16 protein-coding genes and 1 tRNA gene are annotated in these 21,645 nt (G+C 62.2%); 6 read left to right on the top strand and 11 right to left on the bottom strand.

The features are described 5' to 3' along the window. The first annotated feature begins 26 nt into the window (after positions 1–26). The 3 genes from SGRAN_RS00780 to SGRAN_RS00770 all read left to right on the top strand — a co-directional run bounded on the left by SGRAN_RS00780 (position 27) and on the right by SGRAN_RS00770 (position 4,324). On the top strand, positions 27–2,651 hold the full coding sequence (locus SGRAN_RS00780) for an AAA family ATPase (RefSeq protein WP_067179849.1): 2,625 nt from the start codon (positions 27–29) through the stop codon (positions 2,649–2,651). Then, the gene (locus SGRAN_RS00775) at positions 2,648–3,715 is read left to right on the top strand and encodes a hypothetical protein (protein ID WP_067179847.1); all 1,068 of its coding nucleotides are present in this window, start codon (positions 2,648–2,650) and stop codon (positions 3,713–3,715) included. Before SGRAN_RS00780 ends, SGRAN_RS00775 begins: the two co-directional genes overlap by 4 nt. A 78-nt stretch (positions 3,716–3,793) precedes the next feature. Beyond that, positions 3,794–4,324, top strand: coding sequence for a hypothetical protein (locus SGRAN_RS00770; protein ID WP_067179845.1), 531 nt, complete (start codon positions 3,794–3,796; stop codon positions 4,322–4,324). 192 nt (positions 4,325–4,516) lie between these two features. On the opposite strand, the gene SGRAN_RS00765 is transcribed toward SGRAN_RS00770, so the two are convergent. Further along, a tRNA-Arg gene (locus SGRAN_RS00765) sits at positions 4,517–4,593 on the bottom strand. A 439-nt stretch (positions 4,594–5,032) separates the two neighbouring features. On the opposite strand from SGRAN_RS00765, the gene SGRAN_RS00760 reads away from it, so the two are divergent. Next, positions 5,033–6,370 (top strand): tyrosine-type recombinase/integrase, encoded by a 1,338-nt coding sequence (locus SGRAN_RS00760; protein WP_067179842.1) that lies wholly within the window; start codon positions 5,033–5,035, stop codon positions 6,368–6,370. Positions 6,371–6,585: 215 nt separating this feature from the next. Next, positions 6,586–7,347: a histidine utilization repressor gene (gene hutC / locus SGRAN_RS00755; RefSeq protein ID WP_067179840.1), complete on the top strand. Its 762-nt coding sequence runs from the start codon at positions 6,586–6,588 to the stop codon at positions 7,345–7,347. Between the two features lie 4 nt (positions 7,348–7,351). Here the strand turns inward: hutC and SGRAN_RS00750 are convergent, their stop codons facing one another. The 7 genes from SGRAN_RS00750 to SGRAN_RS00720 all read right to left on the bottom strand — a co-directional run bounded on the left by SGRAN_RS00750 (position 7,352) and on the right by SGRAN_RS00720 (position 17,033). Then, the gene (locus SGRAN_RS00750) at positions 7,352–8,086 is read right to left on the bottom strand and encodes a PepSY domain-containing protein (RefSeq protein ID WP_067179837.1); all 735 of its coding nucleotides are present in this window, start codon (positions 8,084–8,086) and stop codon (positions 7,352–7,354) included. Further along, positions 8,083–8,787, bottom strand: a complete 705-nt coding sequence (locus SGRAN_RS00745) for a PepSY domain-containing protein (protein ID WP_067179834.1) — start codon at positions 8,785–8,787, stop codon at positions 8,083–8,085. Before SGRAN_RS00745 ends, SGRAN_RS00750 begins: the two co-directional genes overlap by 4 nt. 11 nt (positions 8,788–8,798) lie before the next feature. Then, complete coding sequence (locus SGRAN_RS00740) at positions 8,799–11,504, bottom strand: TonB-dependent receptor domain-containing protein (protein ID WP_067179831.1); 2,706 nt, start codon at positions 11,502–11,504, stop codon at positions 8,799–8,801. 283 nt (positions 11,505–11,787) lie between these two features. Further along, positions 11,788–12,540 (bottom strand): amino acid ABC transporter ATP-binding protein, encoded by a 753-nt coding sequence (locus SGRAN_RS00735; RefSeq protein WP_067179828.1) that lies wholly within the window; start codon positions 12,538–12,540, stop codon positions 11,788–11,790. Next, positions 12,537–13,703, bottom strand: coding sequence for a cystathionine beta-lyase (metC, locus tag SGRAN_RS00730; RefSeq protein ID WP_237233642.1), 1,167 nt, complete (start codon positions 13,701–13,703; stop codon positions 12,537–12,539). The genes SGRAN_RS00735 and metC overlap by 4 nt, the downstream gene beginning before the upstream one ends. 70 nt (positions 13,704–13,773) lie before the next feature. Further along, on the bottom strand, positions 13,774–15,966 hold the full coding sequence (locus tag SGRAN_RS00725; protein WP_237233638.1) for an ABC transporter permease subunit: 2,193 nt from the start codon (positions 15,964–15,966) through the stop codon (positions 13,774–13,776). After that, positions 15,963–17,033 carry an amino acid ABC transporter substrate-binding protein gene (locus SGRAN_RS00720; protein ID WP_237233637.1) on the bottom strand — a complete coding sequence of 357 codons (1,071 nt, stop codon included), beginning with the start codon at positions 17,031–17,033 and terminating at the stop codon, positions 15,963–15,965. Before SGRAN_RS00720 ends, SGRAN_RS00725 begins: the two co-directional genes overlap by 4 nt. A 55-nt stretch (positions 17,034–17,088) precedes the next feature. Between SGRAN_RS00720 and SGRAN_RS00715 the strand changes: the two genes are divergently transcribed. Next, complete coding sequence (locus tag SGRAN_RS00715) at positions 17,089–17,994, top strand: LysR substrate-binding domain-containing protein (RefSeq protein ID WP_003046376.1); 906 nt, start codon at positions 17,089–17,091, stop codon at positions 17,992–17,994. Between the two features lie 36 nt (positions 17,995–18,030). Here SGRAN_RS00715 and SGRAN_RS00710 read toward each other — a convergent pair whose 3' ends face one another. The 3 genes from SGRAN_RS00710 to SGRAN_RS00700 form a co-directional block, all read right to left on the bottom strand. After that, a complete protein-coding gene (locus SGRAN_RS00710; protein ID WP_039578990.1) occupies positions 18,031–20,502 on the bottom strand; it encodes a TonB-dependent receptor plug domain-containing protein in 2,472 nt (823 codons plus the stop codon). Positions 20,503–20,745: 243 nt separating this feature from the next. Beyond that, positions 20,746–21,093 (bottom strand): hypothetical protein, encoded by a 348-nt coding sequence (locus tag SGRAN_RS00705; RefSeq protein WP_067179820.1) that lies wholly within the window; start codon positions 21,091–21,093, stop codon positions 20,746–20,748. Between the two features lie 26 nt (positions 21,094–21,119). Next, positions 21,120–21,644 carry a DUF411 domain-containing protein gene (locus SGRAN_RS00700; protein ID WP_067179819.1) on the bottom strand — a complete coding sequence of 175 codons (525 nt, stop codon included), beginning with the start codon at positions 21,642–21,644 and terminating at the stop codon, positions 21,120–21,122. Position 21,645: the final 1 nt, after the last annotated feature.

Genomic DNA, 21,645 nt, shown 5'->3' with positions numbered 1-21,645 from the left:
GGGGGCAGTAAAGGTCAGGGGGAATCATGGACGGACAGGACGGCGATCTTTCTAACGAAGCAGCAGCTCTTGCTGACATTCTCAAATGGTCGGCGGATTTGCCGGCTTGGCAGCGCGATGCGCTGCGGCGGCTGTGTAGTCAGCCCAAGCTTGAAAGCGCCGATATCACGACGCTTGTCGGCATCTGCAAAGCCACCGAACAGGCAGCTCCCCTCGACGCCAGCCACGTCCGGGACCCGGCGGCCAGCCACGCCGTCGTCAGCCTTGGGGCCCTTCACGGCCTGTCGCATGTCAACGCCCTCGCGTCCGGCGAGCGGCTATCCTTCGGAAAAGTCGGTCTCACGGTCATCTATGGTGACAATGGCGCAGGGAAATCTGGCTACGCCCGCGTTCTCAAACAGCTCTGCCGTGCGCGTTCGCCGAAAGGCGACGCGATCCTGCCCAACATCTATGCGGCTAGCCCCGGCACTCCCGCCGCCAGTATCGACTTCTTTATCGGCGGACAGAATCGAAGCGCGTCGTGGACCCAAGGTACCGCACCGGATGCCATGCTTTCCGCCGTCAGCGTATTCGATTCCCGGACTGCCAACGTCCATGTCGAGAACACCAACGATCTCGCCTACACGCCGCTTCCGCTCCGAATTCTCGCCGGCCTCGCGCAGGCCTGTCAGGATGTAAAGGCCAAGCTGACCGCCGAGATAAAGGTGCTCCAGGAGCAGACCCCGGCTGTCCTTTCCAAACCCGAATGCAAGCAGGACACCGCAGTCGGCAAGCTGATCGCCGAACTGTCGGGCGAGACCAAACCCGACGCCATTGAGAAGCTCGCCGGCCTATCGTCCGACGAGGACGCACGCTTGCAGACACTCACAACCGATCTCTCAAGTGATCCGATCCGGACCGTTCGTCAGCTTCAGGGCCAGGAAAACCGCATCAATGCCATCGTCAGTCAGCTCGAGCGGTTGGCCGCGACCGCCACGGATGACGTGTGGACCGCGCTCAGCGAGGCCCGCAGGCATTTGTCCAACGCGCGCTCCGCCGCGGCAGCCGCATCCGCAAATCTCTTTGCCGATCAGCCGCTGCCCGACATCGGTTCTGACGTCTGGAAGGTCTTGTGGGAGGCCGCCCGCAATTATTCGCGCGCATCAGCCTACCCTGATCGGCCGTTTCCGGTAACGGAAAGCGACGCTCATTGCGTCCTCTGCCAACAGCCGCTCAGCGAGGACGCCGCGCGGCGGCTTCGCAGTTTTGAGACCTTTGTGCAGGACGAGAGCAAGCGTCGCGAGCAGGAAGCTGCTGACGCCTATAATGAGCAGTGCGAGGAGGTCTCGTCGAAAGCCGTCTCGATGACGGACCTGCTGGCAATCGTCGCCCTGATACGGGATGACATCGGCCAGGAAGAACTGGCGGCCGCTCTTCGCCGTGAAACCCTGCAACTGACTTGGCGGCTGCGCTCGCTTCTGAGAACGCACCACTTGGCGGCAATGCCGGCCCTTCCGTCCGCAGCGGTCCCTTCCGTTACCCCTTTGCGCACGGTGCTCGATGATATCGCCGCTCGCATTACGGGTCTCCAGGCTGAGGCCAATTCTTCGCAGCGGATAGCGCTCATCGCGGAGCGTGATGGCCTCGCCGACCGCAAATGGCTCGGTATGGTGAAAGCCGATGTGCTGGCCCAGATCGAACGCCTTAAGGCGATCGAGGCGATCGAGAAGGCCAACAAGGATACGACGACAAACAAGATCACGACCCAGAGCGCCCGTATCGCGCAGGCGCTCGTCACCAACCGCTTGCGTGGTCAGTTCGCCATCGAGGTAAATAAACTCGGCGTTGCCGGTCTTGCCATCGAGCTTCAGCAGGCGAAAACCAGCGCGGGCGTTCCCTTCTTCCAGGTCCGGCTCATCAACAAACCGAGCGAGCCGGTCGGTAAAGTTCTCAGCGAAGGCGAGCACCGCTGCGTGGCACTCGCCGCTTTCATGGCGGAGCTTTCAACCATCGACGCCCAGTCGGCGATCGTGTTCGACGACCCGGTCTCCTCGCTCGATCATCTACACCGTGACAAGGTTGCCGCTCGACTGGCGGAGGCCGGGCTGACCCGCCAGGTGATTGTATTCACCCACGACATGGCCTTCCTGCTTCTTCTTGATGAAGCCTGCCGGGCGACTAAAGACCGGGAAGCAACGCCGGTGGCATATCGGCTGATCAGCCGCGGCGCCGACAACGCCGGCTATTGTCACCAGGAGCCGCCGGCCAGTGTCATGCCGCTCGACAAAGTGATCGAGGGGATGAAGACGCATCTTGCAAACGTGAAAATCCATCACGAGCGCGGCGATCAGGCGAAGTGGCTTCGTGAGGTGACGTCCTTCCAGGATCAACTTCGTACCAGATGGGAACGCGCCGTCGAGGAAGCGGTAGGGCCGGTGATCCGCCGCTTGTCGCGCAAGGTCGACACGACGGGGCTCATCAAACTGACGGTGCTCACCGACGCTGATTGCATGGTGATGCGGCAGGCTTTTGGGCGCTGTTCAGCGCTCCTCCATAGTCAGCCTGGTGAGATCAATCCACGCTTGCCCGCCCCGGCGCTTATCGAGAGTGAGATCGATGTGCTCGAAAAATGGATCGCCGACGTGCGGACCCGTCAGGACAAAGCGGCATGAAGTGGTCCGAGCTGAAGCGAGCGTCCGATACCATTCTCGCGGTCTGGCCCCATTACCGCCCGTTGCACGAACGCTGGTTCATGCAGGAGCTTGTCGACAAAGCTGAACTCGCTCCGATCTGGCGCGAGCGCATGGTGCCAGGCGAGAACGACTCGGTTTTTGCCGACCACTATCCTGATCGGGATGCCGCCATCGCAGCCGCTACCGCGCTCAATCCTACCCTACGGGCAGCGCTCTCTAATCGTGCGATGGACCCTGTCGCCAAGCGATCCCTGCAATTGAAGGTCGACAAAGCCTTGCAGGCCAAGCAGCGCTTGCAGGATGAAGAGGCGCTGATGCTCGCCGAAGCCCTGCGTCGTCATGCTGGCGACGAGCAGCCGAACGCCGATTCGCTTAAGCTCGCACCGGAGGCCGAGCGTTATCGTGCCGATCTCGCGGATCAGCTTGCGGCTATGCCCTACCTCAAGGTCGCCAAGGTCGGTCGATCGAACAACCGTTGGACACATTACCTGCTGTTCCTCGGGCACGACGGCATCTGGTCGAAGCCGTATCTCGCGGGTGAAAAGGCAGCCTTGACCGCCGAACGCGCAAAGATTGCGAATGGCTTCGATCTCAGCGCGACCATGCATTGGGGCAAAACGAAAGCTAGGATCAGACAAATCCTGCTGCCTCGCGCCAATCAATTGCTCCAGCTTGCAAGCGTGCAGCGCCTCCTTGCCGAAGCGCTCGCGCGAGGCGAACGCGTCCTGGTCTCAAATGGCATCGTCTTTTGGTACGAGGCCCACGGCGGCGTCGGCTGGCAGGTGAAGGAGACCTCCTCGACGCGCGAAGCCGACGGGGCGACGGTCTGGAAGGAGGGTACAATCCTCTCCACCAACCACGGCCGGCTAGTCGTGCTTCCCTACATCAAGGAGAATGGCGAGCGCATCCGCGGCCATACCAAAAATGGCCCGAACGACGGGCGCGCTCTTCCTCGCCATCCAGACCACTATGTCGAGATTCCATTTTCTCTGTACGACGGTGATCTCATGATCGGTCTGTTCGGTGAGCTACCCTACGAATGAGGGTAGATTTACCCAGTGCCCGGTCGTTGTTTTGTCATCTGGGCGTAGGTTGCGAAACGAGTGCGGGAAGAAAGATCGATGTCGCCTGTTGAGGCATGGCTCAACGCCAATACCGAAGGCTACGCTCACTTGGTTCCCGACGAGCGCCAGGCAATCCACGAATTCTCCCTGCTCTGGAGCTTCTTCGAAGCGCGAGTGATGGCAAACAATGCCAGCATTGGCGGTTTCCGTGCGCGCGTCGCCCAGGCCGCGAACCATGGATCTGGTCTGGATGTTGAGCCCTTTCAGGAGGCTCTTGCGTTCTTCACGGCGCGTTACCGCGACGGTAGTGGTTTCAACCATCGCTTCCAGGCGTTGCGCTTCCACCCGGGCCCGAACGGCGGCCGTACCGAGGTCGAGGCTGTTTCAAGTGAGGCTCAAACGGGCGCCGCGGAGACCATTCTGGCCTTGCTCATCATCGTCTACCGCCTGCGGAACAACCTCTTCCATGGCGAAAAGTGGAGCTATTATTTCAAGGATCAGCTCGGAAACTTCACTCATGCGAGCGCCATCCTCATGCGCACGGTCGAGCTGTTTGCTGTGAAGGGATTGCTGACCGTTCCTGAATGATTGCGCGCCGGAATATCGTGGGTATCCCCAAGGACACGGAGCCTTCCGCCCGGAGCCTCCGTCTCGGCCGACTCCTTCAACGGGGAAACTCCTCAACGCCCCATGAGGGTGAGAATCCGGAAGGGATTTCGTGACGGGCTGTTCGAGAGATGGGGAGCAACCGCTCGACCCTGAGCCATGTTAGGAGGCAGATGGCGCACCCATCAGGATTCGAACCTGAGGCCTCTACCTTCGGAGGGTAGCGCTCTATCCAGCTGAGCTATGGGTGCATTTATCTTCAGATAGTGTCCGAGATCGACCGGGGTCAATCTCGATTCCAACTTCAAACGATCGCAAACGGTGCGAGCTCGAGGCACTGCCGATTGTGGTCGTTCGTACTCTACAGCTTCCTTCAGTTTGCTTCCGCGGCGCTTCCGTGACCACGGAAGCAGTTTCTCTGCTTCCTTCGAGTTCCGCCAATCGCTTGGCATTCCTCAACTTTTTCAACCATCACCCACAGCGCGCTTGACTTAGCCTTGCCTTCGGAGGGGGTACTAGCATGTTTACGCCGGACAACGCCAGAGCAAGTTTTTGCTTTCTAACATACTCAAATATATCAACTTTCTTGCTTTGTCGAGTTGCGCTGGCCTAACCTCAGATGCGCCCTGATTTTCATCCGCGTGCTTACGTGGTGCTTACGCGAAAACCGGGCCAAAAGGAGAAGGCTCGATGGTCAAATTGACTAAACGCGTCGTCGATGCAGTTGTAGCGGAAGCGAAGGACTATGTCCTCTGGGATGAGGAATTGCCGGGCTTCGGGCTCCGAATATTCCCCACCGGGAAACGCAGCTATCTCATTCAGTATCGATCGGGCGGCCGCTCGCGTCGTTACACCATTGGCACCCACGGCATTTGGACGCCCGAAGCGGCAAGGCGCGAGGCCAAGATGCAACTCGCGCGCGTTGCGCAAGGTGAGGATCCTGCGGAAGATCGGGCAGAGCTCAACAAGGCGATGTCGATGAAGGAACTCTGCGAGCTTTACATGCAGGACTTAAGAGATGGTCTTATACTCGGCAAAGGTGGGCGGCCAAAGAAGAAATCGACCGTCGATATCGATCTCGGGCGGATCGAGCGACACGTCATCCCGCTCCTTGGATCACGCCGGGTCAAGGATCTCACAAAAGCGATTCTCACGAAGGTCATGCGCGATATCATGGCGGGAAAGACGAGAGCCTTCATCAAGACCAGCAAGCTGCGCGGTCGAGCCAATGTCCGCGGCGGCCCAGGCACGGCGGCTCGGACCCTCGGATTGATTGGCGGCATACTGACTTATGCCGTCGATCTCGGCATCATCGACAGCAACCCCGCGCATGGCATCAAACGTCCCAAAGACAATGTCCGTTCTCGACGGCTCAACGATGGCGAGTATCGAATTCTCGGCCGTATGCTGAAAAGCGCCGGGCAAATCGATAAGTTCGGCCCAACGATCGACATCATTCGGCAAATCGCCCTCACCGGTTGCCGACGCGGCGAGATCATCAATCTCAAATGGTGTGATGTCGATCTCGATGGAAGTTGCCTGCGGCTTTCCGACAGCAAGGAGGGAAAGTCAGTCCGTCCTATTGGCCTGCCGGTCGTAGAGTTTCTCGAGCAACAACAAAGCGAAAACAGCGGCACATATGTGTTTTCCGGACCGCGAGGGGAAGACACCGCATTTGGCGGCTTTCCAAATCACTGGGGCGAGATATTCCTGGGTTCACCCCTCGAAGGCGTCACACCGCACGTTCTGCGCCACAGTTTCGCCAGCATCGGCAACGACCTCGGATTTACCGAAGTCACCATCGCGGCGCTGATGGGTCACGCGAAGGGCACTGTCACCAGCAAATATATTCACGTTCTGGATGCCGCTCTCATCATGGCTGCGGACACTCTTTCTGGATACATCGCTGCCTTGCTCGACGGCGCCGTTTTCAAGCAAAGGGCATATTCACTCGACCGCGGATCGCGAAAGGCGGCATTGGCAGATTTCATCGCCCGGCAGGAAGCACCCCGAAAAAAGGCGGCATGAGATTGAATATCGTGGCAGATGCGCGCCAACAAACTCCTGACCAGACCGGAGCCCTGCCTGCGAGCAATGCCATGAAGCCCGGTTTGACACTCGGCTCGTTTCGAATCCGCAGCCCGGATGGAGTGATCGGCAGCGGTTCCCGATCTTTATCGCGAAACCCGTCGGAACGCTTGGAATCTGAATGATTTCACCTGTATAGACGGGTGATGGATCTAATGCCTCGACTGAGCTCAAACGGCGCCAAACGGTCTGCCAACGGCGCCTCCCCGGATGCGCCTCCACGTTATGCAGCAATCAAACAAAGCATCTACGACGCCATTGGCGACGGCCGCTTGAAGCCAGGCGATCGTGTGCCTTCGGAAGCGGATCTCGTCGAGCAATTCGACGTCTCGCGCATGACGGCAAACCGGGCGCTTCGCGAGCTGCAATCTGCGGGTATCATCGTCCGCCGGGCAGGCAGCGGCTCGTTCATAGCCGAGCCGAAGCCGATCGGACATATGATCGAAATCCGGAATATCGCCGAGGAAATCCGCGGGCGCGGCCATGACTACCGCGCGAGGGTCGTCCAGAATATCGAGGAAAAGGCGGGCGCCGAAACCGCCGTGTTGCTGGAGGTGCCGGTAGGCACCAAAATCTTCCATTCGATTATCGTCCACCACGAGGCCGAGTTCCCGATCCAGCTCGAGGAGCGGTTCGTCCTTGCGTCCGTGGCGCCCGATTATGGCACGCTCGATTTCACGCAATTGACGCCCAACGAATATCTGACGCGGACCGCACCGCTCCAGCGGGTCGAGCACCGGGTTTGCGCGACTATGCCTGACGCGCGCACGCGCGGCATGCTTGGCCTCAATGAAGGTGAGCCGGTTTTGCGCATGACGCGGCGCACCTGGAGCCGCGGGCGGCTGGTATCGCACGCCTGGCTCTCCCATCCCGGCACGCGCTTCGAGCTTTCCGCAGCCTTTTCAGTCGAAGACTGACGCGTCAGGCGGTTCGGCGGACCACAACGGGCTTGCGGCGCCGGCGCAGCCAACGGAAATCCGCGCGACTGAAGCTCTTGAACAGCAGATAGAAGCCGGTGCCGGAAAGCCATAGGGCGCCAAAGGCAACGAAGATGATAAGCGGGTGGTTGAAGCTGGACCGGTTGATGTAGTCCATATTGTGGAGCATCCAGAAGAAGTCCCACGTCCGCCAGGTGTCGCCGCGCATGACGAGGAAGCGTGCGGTATCCAGCGAGACATAGGCGCTGCTGTTCTCGGCATCGGCAAAATCGACCCGCCACATAGCACCTTCGTGATCGCGCGATTCGAGGTTCGGCTTCGCGATCACGCTTACCTTGCGGATCGGCGCCTCATTCATCATCGATGCGACTTCGCGGGCAATTCCCTCATCGACGCGAATATCAGCGCCGTCCGTAGCGTCGACCAAACGAATGCCTTTGGGGGTGCGGAGTTCGTATACCGGCCGGGTGCCAAGATCGCGCAGCACGACCCCGGTAACAGGTTCGCCTTGCGGCAAGGCGGCGATGTCGAAATATTCGCCGGGCGGCAGCGGATGCGAATGCCCCATGCCGCCGCCGTGCCCGCCAACCTTATCCTTGTCGAGCAGCGCCATCACCGAGCCGCTCAGCGCCCAGAGCAGGAACTGGAGGCCGAGGATCAGCCCGACCCATTTATGGATGCGCCGGAAGAAAAGCGGCGTCAGCCGGATGCGCTTCATGCCTTTTTCCTCTTGCGGCGCGGGAAGGACCAGATCAGCAACCAGGCGCCCGTCAGCGCCATGGCAAAGGCGCTCCAGGTCGCGACGCGGAGCAGCGGGTTGTTGACGTCGGTACGCTCATCATAGTCCATGATGTGGAGCATCCAGGCGAAGTCGAAGACGCGCCAGAGCGCATGCCGGCGCGAAATCAGCTCGCCCGTCTGCGGCGACAGATAGAGCGTCGGGCGGTTCCAGCCCTCGAACTCGACCTGCCAATAGGGCGGTTTGCGCGACTGCATTTCCTGGGGCGCTTTGGTCAAGAGTCGCACCGAGACGATCTTGCCGTCACCGGTGTAGATGCGCCGCGCCTGTTCGCGAATCTGAGCCTCGGTAAGATCGGCCAGTGGCGCACCCGACCGCGCGTCGAACAGGCGCGCCCCTTCAGGGGTCTCCGCACGCCAGACCGGCTGACCCGAAAACCGCTGAAGACGGATTTCCGATACCCCCGGCGCGGCCGCGACGACCTTCGACGGCGCGATCAGGCCGTCGAGGTCGAAGGGCTGGGCGACCGGGGAGCGCACCAGATTGTCGCCGTGGATGATGTCGATATGCACCGCCACCATGTAGAAGCCGGTCAGCGTCCAGAGCAAAGCCTGAACCCCGACGACCAGCGCCAGCCATTTATGCGTTCGCCGAACGAGCAGTGGCCAACGTATCGCCATCTTCCGGTCCCTCAGAAGGCGGTGCGGAAACCGACGTAGAAGCGACGGCCGAGCAGGTCATAGGTCATCGTGTCGGTGTTCGCATCGGTGAAGCTCTGGATATAGGGCGCCTTGCGGTCGAAGAGATTGTCGACGCCGAGCTGGAAGCGCGTCTTGTCGTCGATCTCATAGGCGAGCTGGAGATTGTGGTAAAAGACGTTCGGCGTGCTGTAGCCGATCTCGCCGGGCGCCGCATTGAAGTCGGTCGCCTTGCCGATCCACTGCGTCGACCAGGTCGCGCTGATGCCGTCCTTCTCGGCCGTGAGCACGCCATAACCGCGCCATTTCGGATAGCCGCCGTTGCCGCCGCCGATGAAGCCGTCGAAATCGATCGGCGCGCCGCCGGGGAAAGGCAGGACGACATATTTGTTGAGGTAGGTCAGGTTGACGTCGAGTGAGACGTTCACGCTGCCGATGTCATTATTATAGACGAGCCCGAGGTCGAGGCCGTTCATTTCCTCGCGGCCCGTATTGATTGGCTGCGCCGAGAGGAAGGTGACTTCGCCGGTCAGCGCACTGCGGGTAAAGTCGTCACAAAAAGGATGCGACAGATTCTGGCTGGCATAGCAGATGGCCAGCTTGGTCGAACCCGGGATCGCGCGGATCGCGTCCTTGATCTTGATGTCGAACCAGTCGGCGGTGAGCGACAGGCCCGGGATCAGCCCCTTCGGCGAAATCACCGTCCCGACCGTCCAAGTCGTCGAGCTTTCGGGTTTCAGATCTTCGTTACCGCCGACCGTGGTGAGGATCGTCGTCCCCAACTGGACATAGTTTGACGGCACCCCCGACGCCTGGCAGTTGGCGATCAGCGTCGCATTGCCGCTCGTCGTGTAGCGCGAACAGGGATCGGTGGTCGTCAGATTGCCTTCGGACACCCCGCCGAACAGTTCGGGGACATTGGGGATGCGAAAGCCGGTGCCATAGGTGCCGCGCAGGCGGAAGCTGTCGTTGATCACCCAGTCGAGGCTGGCCTTGTAGTTCCAGTCGCTCCCGAACAGGTCATAATCCGAATAGCGGACGGCTCCGTCGAGCGTCAGCGCCTCGAAAAAGGGCTTGTCGGCGAGGATCGGCACCGACAGTTCGAGATAGGCTTCCTTGGCGGTGCTGGTCCCCGAAATCGGATCCTGCTGGTTGGTGTTGGCGATGCCGAGCACGGTCAGCGGATCGGGATCGCGCCAGCCCTTTTCCTTGCGATAGACGAGGCCCGCGGCAAATGAGACCGGTCCGGCGGGCAGCCTGAACAGGTCGCCGTTGAGATCGGCGGTCACCGTCGCCAGTTCATTCCCGCCGCGGTCTCGCGAGGTGAAGAGGATATAGTCGAGCACTTCGGGCGTCAGGTCACCGAAGCCGAGATAGTCGGCGCAGGGGATCGTCGCACCGGCCGCGAGGCTGCACTTGGTCGTATCGAGCGAATTCGCGACGCGCTCGAGATTGGCGATGTTGGTCGAACCATCAACCGCTGTGTTGCGGCCAAAGGCCCCCGCGACTTCCCAGCCCCAGTCGTTCGACAGTTTGCCGCGCAGACCGAAAGTACCCTGCCAGGTATCGGTTTCCTGGAAGAACTGGCGCGGGCCGGGCTCGGCGAGGCGGCGCTGGACGAGCACGATATTCTGCCCCGTCGGGTTGGTCGGGTTGCTCGCCGAAATCGCGAGATTGCGCAGCGTACCCGGGGTCGCGATCTGGTTCGACTTGCGGAAGGTGTAGAGGAATTCGCCGAAGGCCTCGATATTGTCGGTGATGTCATAATCGGCAAAGAAGGCGGTGCTGACGCGCTCGACGGGGCTCACCGCGTTGAGGAACGGGTTCGAGTTGAAATTATGCTTCGCCGCACTGTAGGGTTCGAAGAAGTCGCCGTCGCCGCCGAGGGTCTGGTTGAAGTTGATCTGCTGGCCGTTGGGCAGCACCGCGCGGCCACCGATCGTCGAAGCGCTGTTGACGCATGACAGTTGGCCCGGCGTTGTCTCGGCGAGCGAGCAGGGCGCCCGCGTCGCCATGTTGACCGCCTTGGTCTTCTGATAGGTGACCGCAGCCATGAATCCGCCACGGTCGTTGCGGATGCCCCAGAGAAGATCGGCGGTGAAATCCGATCCGTCGCCCTTTTCGGTGATCCCCTGCCGGACGCTGAGGCCGAGGCCTTCATAGTCGGTGCGCGTCACGAGGTTGACGACGCCCGCCATCGCGTCGGCGCCGTAGATCGCCGACGCGCCGTCCTTGAGCACATCGGTACGCGCCAGCGCCGCAACCGGGATCATGTTGAGGTCGGGCGACGAGTTGGCGCCGGTGCCGCCCGCGACGAGGCGGCGGCCGTTGAGCAACACGAGCGTGCGCTTGATGCCGAGCCCGCGGAGATTGACCTGCGCGGTGCCATAACCATTGTTCGCCCAGTAGGCCGAGGTCTGGTTGCCCGCGAAGCCTGCGTTGGCCGGCAGCCGCTGCAGCACCGTCTCGATGTTGACGACGCCTGTATTCTCGATCTGCTCGGCCGAGACCACCGTCGCCGGACCGACGCCCGCCAGATCCTGGCGGCGAATGCGCGACCCCGTTACAACGATATCGGAACCGCTGGGGGCATCCTCGGCGGCCGGCGCCTGCGCCGGAGCGTCGCTTTGCGCAAAAGCGGGCGTTGCGAAGGTAGCGACCACCGCGGCGCTGGCGAGCAAAAATGTCCTGGTCATCATAGCGAAACCCCCTGATGGTTGGCTGATTCCCCTCAGAGAGCATCAAATGTATATACAGGTCAACAGGAAATTTATGAATCATATCAAATAGTTAGAGCGTAAATTCCGGGCGCAAGATATGCTTTAAATACGCATCCCGACGCATCACCCCTCATCGATTTTGAAATTTTTTTGCAGGCAGCGGTCTGCTCACGCAACGAGAGGGCTCCTTACCCCTTCGACTTGCTCACGAAATGACGGGACCAGCGGCGTCACGGTCCGGGCGGGCCGGCATCGCGGCCACTCAATGCGAAAGTATCTGGTCGAGGAAGGTTCGCGCGCGCTCACTTTTTGGAGCGGCAAAGAAATCGGCTGGGCTCGCATCCTCGATGATCCGGCCTTGATCCATGAAAAGAATCCGGTCGGCCGCCTCGCGCGCGAACCCCATTTCGTGCGTCACGCACACCATCGTCCGTCCTTCGCCGGCAAGGGCCGTCATCACATCGAGTACCTCTTTGATCATCTCGGGATCGAGCGCCGATGTCGGCTCGTCGAAGAGAAGAATCCTGGGTTCCATCGCCAGAGCGCGAGCTATTGCGGCCCGCTGTTGCTGCCCTCCCGAGAGCTGCCCCGGATATTTGCCCGCCTGGTCGCCAATCCTCACTTTGTCCAAATAGGATATGGCGCGCGCCTCCGCCTCCGGAAGAGACAAGCCGCCGAGCAGGACGGGCGCGAGGGTGCAATTCTCCAGCACCGTCTTGTGCGGGAACAGATTGAACTGTTGAAAGACCATGCCGACGGCGCGGAGCGCCGCAACGGCCTCCCGTGACGCGTCGGTAATCTTGGCACCCTCGATCAGGACGGCGCCGGAGTCGGGCACCTCGAGCCTGTTCATGCAGCGAATGAGCGTCGACTTGCCGGAGCCCGAAGGCCCGCAAATCACGATCCGCTCGCGCGGGGCGATTTCGAGGTCGATCGAGCGGAGGGCATGATAGGCGCCATAATATTTGTCGACCTGCCGCAAGCTGACGGCCGCGTGGCCCGAGGCGTCGGTCATGACGCCTGCCCCCGGCCGCGTAGCGCTCGTACCCGCGCGAAGGCTGCGGCGAGGTCGGCGATCAGATCCTGCGGCGCTTCGAGGCCGGCGTGAATGCGGATCAGCGCCCCATCTGCCTCGCCATTGGGAAAATCGCGGATCGGAGCGGGCCACGCCGGAACCGCGAGACTTTCGAAGCCGCCCCAGCTCGAACCGAGCTGGAATAGCGAGAATTCGTTGAAAAAGGAGCTAGTTTCGGGCGGGGTAAGACCGTCGAGCTGAACACCGAACAATCCGGACGCACCGGTGAAATCCCGCTTCCAGATCGCATGGCCGGGGTCGGCGGGATGAGCCGGATAGCGGACCGCAACCACTTCGGGTTGCTGGGCGAACCATTCGATCAGCGTCGCTGCGGTGCGCTGGTGGCGTTCAAGGCGCGCATCGAGCGTCCTGATGCCCCGGTGGACGAGATAGCAATTGTCCGGACTCGCGCAGTTCCCCCAGCGCGCGGCGGCGTCCTTGAGCTGGCGGTAGACGGCATCGCTAGCGGCGGTCATCGTGCCGAGCAGACAGTCGGAGTGCCCTGAGAGATATTTGGTTGCCGAAGCAAGCGAGATGTCGACCCCATGGGCCAAGGGCTTGAAGAAGAGCGGCGTGGCCCAGGTGTTGTCGAGAGCGGTCAATATGCCCCGGCTGCGTGCAATCGCCGTGATCGCGGGGACGTCGATCATATCGAATGTCTGCGAGCCGGGGGTCTCCATATAGATGAGCCGGGTGTTGCTGCGGCACAGCCCGGCAATCTCCGCTCCGATATCGGGCCGGAAATATTCCACCTCGACCCCGAAACGCGCGAGAACGTCGGTCAGAAACTTGCGGGTCGGCCCATAGACGCAGTCCGCGACGAGCAGATGGTCGCCCCCGGCCACGAAAGCCGTGAGGGCCAGCGCGATTGCGCTGGTTCCGGACGAGGTGATGACGGTGTTGCAGCCGCCTTCAAGTTCGCTGACAGCCTCGGCGAGCGCAAAGGTCGTTCGCGTTCCGTACAGGCCATAGATGACCTCATCGTAGAGACCCTGGTGCCGGTCCATATAGGCTTCGACACTATCGTAGATAATGGTGGAGGCCCGGTCGACGGGCGGATTGATGAGGCCCCGCTGATCGCACGGGCGGGGACCGCCGTGCACGGCACGCGTCGGATCCTGCCAGACGCGCCCTTTCGGGCTTGCCGGCTCCCCGGGCCATTTTCTGTCGTGATTATCCTGCATAGTTTAGTTTCCGTTCGATCTTCATGCTGAGCCGGGACAGGGAGAAACAGAGGAGGAAAAAGATTGTCCCGGTAAAAAGATAGGCTTCGGCGAAATAGGGTCGCCATTGCGCCTCGACGTAGGAGAGGCGGGTCGTCTGCAACAAATCGAAGACGCCGACGATGAGGACGAGCGTCGTGTTCTTGACCTCGCTGATCGAAGTATTGACCAGCCCGGGCACGCTGACTTTCAGCGCCTGCGGCAACAGGATATGGCGCCGCGCCTGCCATTTGGTGAGGCCGAGAGCGTGCGCGGCCTCGGCCTGCCCGACGGGAACCGCCAGCAGGCCGCCCCGGATGACCTCGGCCATATAGGCGGCAGTGAAGAATATGAGCGCGAGCTGGACGCGCGGCAGGCTGTCGATCGAGAGATAAGAGGGCACGAACAGCGGAAACAGGACCGCAGCGAGGAAGAGCACCCCGATCAGCGGCGTTCCGCGAACCAGCTCGATGAAGACGACGCTCGGCCAGCGAATGCCGCGCCGCGTCGACCTGCGGCCGAACGCGAGGAGTATGGCCAGCGGAAACGCGCCGACAACCGCGAGGCTCGCGAGCAGCAATGTGACTGGCAGGCCGCTCCACTTCTCCATCGGGACATAGGAAAGGCCCGCGAATCCTCCTCGTAGCAGAAGTACCGCCACGGCGATTGCGCCGAGCCAGACAAGCCCGAGGCGGCTGCGCCAAAATCGAGGGACGAAGGAGAAGGCAAGGCATGAAAGCAGCGCGGCCGCCGCTGCTGCGGACCGCCACTGCTCGACTTCGGGATAGGTGCCAAACAATATCAGCCTCGCATTTTCGCGGAGGAATGGCCAGCAAGCACCGCTGGCCAAACGGCAATCGGCCGCGCCCCCGGCGAAGGTCGCGTCGAACAGCAGCCACGAGAGCCCCTTGCCGGCGAAAGCCGCGGTCATGGCGAGGATCGCGATGGTCAATATCGACTGGCGTCCTCCCCTGAACAGATTGCGCCGCATCCACGACGGCCAGGCGGCCGCCGAGCGCAGCGGAAACGGTTCGAGGGGCGCCGACTGGATGCTCCGGCCGGGCTGCCCGGCGACGCTCCAGCCCAACTGGCGGGCATAGCGGCCGGTGACGAACGACAAGGATAGCGAAAGCAGCAGGAAGGTCGCGACGATCAGGCCGACGCCCTCGATAGCCTGGCCTGTCTGGCTGATGACGGTATCGACCACCGAGACAAATTCGGGATATCCGATCGCCACGCCCAGGGAGCTGTTCTTGATCGTGTTGAGATGCCAGCTCGTCATCGGCGGTATGGCGATGCGCAGCGCTTGCGGCATCACGATCCGTCCCATTGTTTGCGCGGGCGACAGGCCGAGCGCTTTGGCGGCCTCGCTCTGCCCTGCGGGAACGGCGAGGATCGCGCCGCGGAATATCTCGGCCAGATAGGCCGAGGCATAGACCGAAAGGCTGGCGACCAGCGTCAGAAACTCCGTGGAGAGCGACAATCCGCCGACGGTTCCGAAGCGCCCCGCCCGCGGCAGATCGATCCCGCCCCACAGCAAGAGCGGCACCAGGGAGATGCCGGCGAAGGCCAGCGCAGTGCGCGTGCGAACGGCTCCTCGCCGCACGGCACCCAGCAGGATCGCACAGGCGACGATCGCGATGAGCAAGACCGGCCGTCCCGGATCGGCCAAGGAGAGCGCGGGGAGGTGCAATCCCCGATTATCGAGGTCGAACGGTCCGACGGCGCCCGGGCCGGGTCCGGGCAGACCGAACAGCAGCGCGGCGTACCAGACGAACATCTGGAGCAGCAGCGGAATATTGCGAACCAGCTCGATATAAAGGCCGGAGAGCCTCGCAAGCAGCCAGTTGGACGACAGGCGCGCCATGCAGACCGCGAGGCCGAGCAAGGTCGAGAAGATGATGCCGAGCGCCGATATCAGGAGCGTGTTGAGAAGACCCACCGCCAGCGCCGCGGCATAGGAATCGCCCGGCGCGTAAGCAATCAGCGTTTCGCCAATCGCGAAGCCCGCCCGGTCGAACAGGAAACCGAACCCCGTCCGGATGTTTCGGTCCGCTAGATTGTCCGCCAATGTCGCAAACAGGCCGTAGGCGACCACAAGCCCGCCCGCGATCAGCAGCCAGGGCAACGCAGCGATGGCAAGCCGCCTGTGTTTATGGTTCATCGCATCGGCAACGGGTAGATCAGCCCGCCGTCCCGATAGAGCTTATTCTGTCCGCGTTCGACGCCGAGCGGCGTAATGTGCCGGCCGAAGATTTCGCCATAATTGCCGGTCGCCTCGATTGCCCGGTACGCCCAGTCATCGTCAAGGCCGAGCGACTTGCCGAATCCGGGCAAGCCGCCGAGCATCTTGCGCACTTCAGGGTCGCGCGAGGCCATACGCATGCGCGCGGCATTCGCGCGGGTGACCCCCATTTCCTCGGCAGCGAAGAGCGCGTTCAGCACCCATTTGTTGATCTCATACCATTGCTCGTCGTCGCTGCGCACGACTGGGCCGACCGGTTCTTTGGTGAGCCGCTCGGGCAGCACCACATAATCGTCGGGATGTGCGGTGTCGGCCAGGCGGATCACCGTCAGCGTGAAGGCATCGGTGGTCATTGCGTCGCACCGCCCGGCAAAGAAGGCGAGCTTGGCTTCCTCGGGATTCTCGAACACGACCGACTGGAAACGCAGCCCCTTGCGCTCGAAATATTCGGCGGTGTTGAGTTCGGAGGTCGTCCCCTTGGTGATGCAGATCGATGCGCCATCGAGATCCGTCGGAAGCCGCACACCCGATCGCCGGGGCACCAGGAAGCTCTGCCCGTCATAATACATGGTGCCGACGAAATTCACCCCGAGGTCGGTGTCGCGCGTCAGCGTCCATGTGGTCGTCCGCGACAGGACGTCGGCCTCGCCCGTCTGCACGATCGTGAAGCGCTTGTTCGAGGCGACCGGCATGAACCGGACCTTGCGGGCATCGCCGAGGACCGCGGCGGCGAGCGCCCGGCAGTAATCGACGAAGAAGCCCTGCCAGCGTCCGCGCTTGTCGAGATAGGACATGCCGAGCTGCCCCGTATGAATTGCGCAATTGAGCGTTCCGCGCGCGCGAATCCGCGCAAGCGTCGACCCCTTCGCCGCGGCGATTTCATGCCCACCGGTGCCGGCGGGCTCGCGGCCGCAGCCGCCGAGTAACAGGGCGCCTGCGGCGAGCAGCGCCGGTAACCAGCGGCGCGATGCGTGCGACCTATTCATAAACGAGGCTTTCAATGCTAGCGCCATAAGAAATAGCTATAGGGAGCAATGTCCGATGAACCTGCGTCACCTCGAAGCCTTCAGGGCCGTGATGCTCTCGGGATCGGTCACCCAGGCCGCGCAGTCGCTCAACCTGTCGCAACCCGCGGTGAGCAAGATGCTTGCCGAGCTCGAGCATCAGCTGGGCTTTCAGCTCTTCCTGCGTTCGCGCGGCAGCGCGCTCACCGTGACGCCCGAAGCCGACGCCTTTTTCTACGAAGTCGAGCGAAGCTTCTCGGGTATTGCGGCCCTGAAGCGGGTAGCGGAAGACATCCGCAACATGGCGACCGGCACGCTCCGGATCGCCGCCCTTCCGGCGCTCGCGGTCAGTTTCCTGCCGCGTGTGATCGCGGCCTTTCGCGAGACACATCCCGGCGTCACCGTTCAGCTCCAGACCCGCAGTTCCTCGACGGTGCGGCAATGGATGGCGAACCAGCAGTTCGACATCGGGCTCGCGACGCCGGCGCGCGAATTGCCCGGCATAAGGATGGAGCGCTTCCTGCGCTGCCCCGGCGCCTGCGTTCTCCCTGCCGGCCACCGCTTGGCCGTCAAGGACGTCATCCGGCCGGCCGATCTCGAGGGCGAGCCCTTCATTTCGCTCGCGCTCGAGGACGGCGTGCGTCACCGCATCGATCGCATTTTCGAGGACGCGGGCGTCCACCGCGAGATGGTCATCGAAACCCAATATGCGATGACCATCTGCGCGCTTGTCATGCAGGGGGTCGGATGTTCGATCCTCAACCCCGTGACCGCAGCGGATTATGCCGAGCGGGGCCTTACGGTCCGTGATTTCGCGCCGGAGGTCCATTTCGAATATATGCTCTTCACGCCGAAGTTGAGGCCGATGTCCCAAGTCGCTGCGGCCTTTATCGCGGTGCTCGAATCCCACCGCGACGCGATGTTCGGCTCCGACGCCAGCTGAAGACACAAGACGCCGCACGGCCCTCACGGCCACCGATCAGAAGGAGGCGGTCGCGCGGACGTACCAGAAGCCCCCGTTGAACCCCGTCGGCGCGAAGCGGAGATATCGGATCCCGTTGTTGATCTGGGATTGCCGCGCCTCGACGTCGGGGTAATTGTCGAAGATATTCTCGCCGCCGACCGCAAGCTTGAGCATGTCGCTGACCTTGTAGGACAGCTCGAGATCGACCAGCAGTTCGGCGCCGCCCGTCTGGTCGGCAGCCGGTGCGGCGCCATAGTCGGTCCATTTGCCGTAATAATTTGCCCGCGCGACGAAGCCGAAGCGCTCGCCCGCATAAGTGAAGGACGCATTGCCCTTCCACTTCGGAACGAAGCCCTCGAGTTCGAGCAGCCGCTCGCGGTCCGCAGTGATCACCGGCGAAGCCTTGATGACATCGGTCTTGGTATAATTGCCGTTGAGGCCCAGCGTGGCCTTGCCGCCGCCTAGGTCGAAGCCGACCGTCAGCACGGCGTCGACGCCCTGGGTGCGGCTGTCGAAGGAGTTGGTGAAGAAGCTCACCTGCTGGAAGGAATCCCCGCCGGGAATGCCAAGCGCCGCGAGCTGCGCGCGCTGCGCCGGGGTGAGATTGAAATTGCCCGATACGGCGATCCGGTCTTCGACCTTGATGTTGAAATAGTCGAGCGTGAAGGTGATGCGATTGGAGGGCTTCACCACGATGCCGCCGGCGACGTTGAACGAATTCTCGGGCCGAAGCGGCGTCGCGCCGAAGAATTGCGCCACCGGATTGTTGGGCGCGATAATGCCTGCGGTCAGCGGCGCCCCGGTTATCGAGTCGATGTTGGTCTGGACCTGCGAGGCGTTCGACTGGCCCGGCGTCGGCGCCCGAAAGCCGGTGTTGACCGATCCGCGCACCGCGAAGACGTCCGAGAAATCATATCGCCCGTTGATCTTCCAGGTGAATTTCGAGCCGAAGTCCGAGTAATTCTCGTAGCGGCCGGCAAGGCCGAACTGGAGCGCGTCGGTGAGATTGCCTTCGAGCGACGTATAGGCGGCCCAGTTGCTGCGCGCGAACTCGCCCGCCTGGATGGGACTGAAGCCCGGGAAGCCGTTCGAGCCGACCGGCAGTCCGACGCGGTTTCCGGTATCGGGATCGATGACCGACGCGAAAGGACCAACCTGCCATGATGCGATGTCGCCGGCCGTGATCTCATATGTCTCGCGCCGATACTCGAGACCGCCGGCAAGCGTCAGCGGATCGGAGGTGCCGATCGCGATGGGGTAAGTGAGATCGAGATTGAAAGCGAGTTCGCGCTGCTCGAGCTGCCCCGGCTTGAAGGATGTTGGCGACGCGAGACCAAGCGACGGATTGACCGTATTTTCGATCCGGTAGGAAGCATGGTTCTGACCATAGGAAGCGCTGAGGTCATAGGTCAGGCCCGAGGAGAATTCGCCCTTGAGGCCGGCCGCAAGCGCCGCGTCGGTCACCGTGGCGCCGAAATCCGGGGTAAAGCCGCCGGGAAAGAGCTGGCGGAAGCTGAAGCGCTGTCCTCCGGGCGTATTGGTGAGCGGAATCGAGGTGGAAATGAAGCTGGCATTGGGATTGCGGTAGAAGAAGGCCGTCGTGCCGCGGCTCCAGCTATAGTTGCCGAAGGTGTAGAATTCCATCTCGTCCGACAGTTCGATGCCGGCATTGACGAAGATGCGCGCCGCCTCGGATTCGGGATTTCCCCAGCGCTGCGCCGGGACCGGGACATCCTGAACGCCGGCATCGATGAGCGCCTGCGCGTCGGGACGCTGGATACCGCGCGACGTCGTGCTGGCGTTCACATATTCGCCGCTGATGTTGACGAAACCGGCGTCGGTGAAGGGAAGCCCGACATTGCCCTGGACGAGGAAATCCTCACCGTCGCCCTTGTAGAATTGGCCATAGCGGGCGATCAGCAATCCGCCTTCGCGATCGCGGCGCAGACCGAAATTGAGAACGCCGGCGATCGCATCCGATCCATAGAGCGCCGACGCGCCGTCACGCAGAACCTCCAGCTGGCCGATCGCGATCGACGGAATCGCCGAAAGATCGGGTCCCTGCGATCCCCGGATATAGGGAACATTGGTGAACTGGACCGTCGCGCCGCGATGGCGCCGTTTGCCGTTCACGAGCACCAGCGTCTGGTCCGGCGGCAGGCCGCGCAGCGAGAAAGGCCGGGTGAAAACGGCGCCGTCGTTGCTGACGAGGCGCTGGACGTTGAGCGACGGGACCTCGGTGCGGAGAAGATCGTTCATGTCGGCCGTGCCCTTTTCGAGCAGTTCGGCGCCGGTGATAATGTCGATTGGCTGGGCGGAATCGGCCGCCTTGAGATCGTTCCGCCGCGTGCCCGTCACAACGATTTCGCCCTGCGACGCGCCCGGCTGCGGCGCCTCTTTGGCGTTATCCTGCGCGAAGGCGGCGGCGGCCGAAATGCCTGCCAGGACGGCGATAATCGAGCCACTCGTGCGAAGCAATTTCTTCATGGTCCCCTCCCATTTGCGAAAGCTCTCGGCTTCGCCACCGAGCTATCTTCGCGGCCTTGGCATGACCAGAAATAATCACCACTCATCGCTATAAACGAGATGGTTATTCCATATGGTTATATCTCTCGCTGCACGGCATCGAACAGCACCCGACCGCGCGGCATGCCGGGTGCGGCGATGTCGGACACATCGCGCAGTTTGTCCTCGACCGCCCGGGCGACATGCCGCGTCGGCACATGCTCCTTATTTTTTGTCCATATCGTGCCCGGCATGAGGATCGGGCTCGGGTTCGACAGGTTTCGGCGCTTCCGGCGCGGCCTTTGCCCGCGGCGGCACAGCAGCCTTCGCGGCAGGTTCTTGCTTGGGGCGGGATTTCTCCGGAGGCATCGCTTCTTCGGTCGGCGCCGTCGGGGCAGACACAGCGGGCGTCTCGTCCGCTACGGGCATGGTCTCGACCATTGCGGGCGGCTCACCGGCAATGACCTCACTCTGTTCCGGTGTGACGTCGCTCTGCTGCGCGGGCTCAGTGCCGCATCCTGCCAGAGCAAATATCAGCGCGGCGGCGCTCGCCAGGGGAATGAATCTCGTCATATCTGTCTCCTCTTGGTGTCGGCAGGTCATGCGCGGAATTCAGAAACCTTGCCGTCGCTGCCGAACGCCATCACTTCGAATGCGTCCACGCTTCCGTCCGGCATTTCCATTCCCGGTGAGCCGCGCGGCATGCCGGGCACGGCGATCCCTCGAATGTCGCGTGGCTTGTCGTGAAGGAGCCTCGCGACATGCTGCATCGGCACATGACCCTCAATGGCATAGCCGCCGATAACTGCCGTGTGGCACGACGCCAGCTGGCCAGGCACACCATATCGCGTCTTTACGGCGGCCATGTCAGAGCGGTTCTCGACAGTCACATCATAACCCGCCTTGCGCGCGATATCCGCCCAAGCTTCGCAGCAGCCGCATTGGGGATCGCGATAAACGAGCATTCGCTTGGGACTGGACGTCTCGGCGCCCGGCGCGGGCGCCGCGCCATTCTTATCGCTGGTCGCCGCCGGGCCCGAGGCAGAATTGCATGCCGCAAGCGCCATCCCCGATCCGACCGCAATCAGGCCGAAAAGATGACGGCGCGTCATCGGATTTTTCATG

Source organism: Sphingopyxis granuli, assembly GCF_001559015.1.
Classification (GTDB): Bacteria; Pseudomonadota; Alphaproteobacteria; order Sphingomonadales; family Sphingomonadaceae; genus Sphingopyxis; species Sphingopyxis granuli.
Note: the sequence above shows the minus strand (reverse complement) of the source record. Positions and strands in the feature narration are given on the sequence as shown.

Bases quoted from the DNA above. Each gene is read 5' to 3' on its own strand.
- SGRAN_RS00780 (WP_067179849.1), top strand. From the start codon at position 27: ATGGACGGACAGGACGGCGATCTTTCTAACGAAGCAGCAGCTCTTGCT.
- SGRAN_RS00775 (WP_067179847.1), top strand. From the start codon at position 2,648: ATGAAGTGGTCCGAGCTGAAGCGAGCGTCCGATACCATTCTCGCGGTC.
- SGRAN_RS00770 (WP_067179845.1), top strand. From the start codon at position 3,794: ATGTCGCCTGTTGAGGCATGGCTCAACGCCAATACCGAAGGCTACGCT.
- SGRAN_RS00760 (WP_067179842.1), top strand. From the start codon at position 5,033: ATGGTCAAATTGACTAAACGCGTCGTCGATGCAGTTGTAGCGGAAGCG.
- hutC (WP_067179840.1), top strand. From the start codon at position 6,586: ATGCCTCGACTGAGCTCAAACGGCGCCAAACGGTCTGCCAACGGCGCC.
- SGRAN_RS00750 (WP_067179837.1), bottom strand. From the start codon at position 8,086: ATGAAGCGCATCCGGCTGACGCCGCTTTTCTTCCGGCGCATCCATAAA.
- SGRAN_RS00745 (WP_067179834.1), bottom strand. From the start codon at position 8,787: ATGGCGATACGTTGGCCACTGCTCGTTCGGCGAACGCATAAATGGCTG.
- SGRAN_RS00740 (WP_067179831.1), bottom strand. From the start codon at position 11,504: ATGATGACCAGGACATTTTTGCTCGCCAGCGCCGCGGTGGTCGCTACC.
- SGRAN_RS00735 (WP_067179828.1), bottom strand. From the start codon at position 12,540: ATGACCGACGCCTCGGGCCACGCGGCCGTCAGCTTGCGGCAGGTCGAC.
- SGRAN_RS00725 (WP_237233638.1), bottom strand. From the start codon at position 15,966: ATGAACCATAAACACAGGCGGCTTGCCATCGCTGCGTTGCCCTGGCTG.
- SGRAN_RS00720 (WP_237233637.1), bottom strand. From the start codon at position 17,033: ATGAATAGGTCGCACGCATCGCGCCGCTGGTTACCGGCGCTGCTCGCC.
- SGRAN_RS00715 (WP_003046376.1), top strand. From the start codon at position 17,089: ATGAACCTGCGTCACCTCGAAGCCTTCAGGGCCGTGATGCTCTCGGGA.
- SGRAN_RS00710 (WP_039578990.1), bottom strand. From the start codon at position 20,502: ATGAAGAAATTGCTTCGCACGAGTGGCTCGATTATCGCCGTCCTGGCA.
- SGRAN_RS00705 (WP_067179820.1), bottom strand. From the start codon at position 21,093: ATGACGAGATTCATTCCCCTGGCGAGCGCCGCCGCGCTGATATTTGCT.
- SGRAN_RS00700 (WP_067179819.1), bottom strand. From the start codon at position 21,644: ATGAAAAATCCGATGACGCGCCGTCATCTTTTCGGCCTGATTGCGGTC.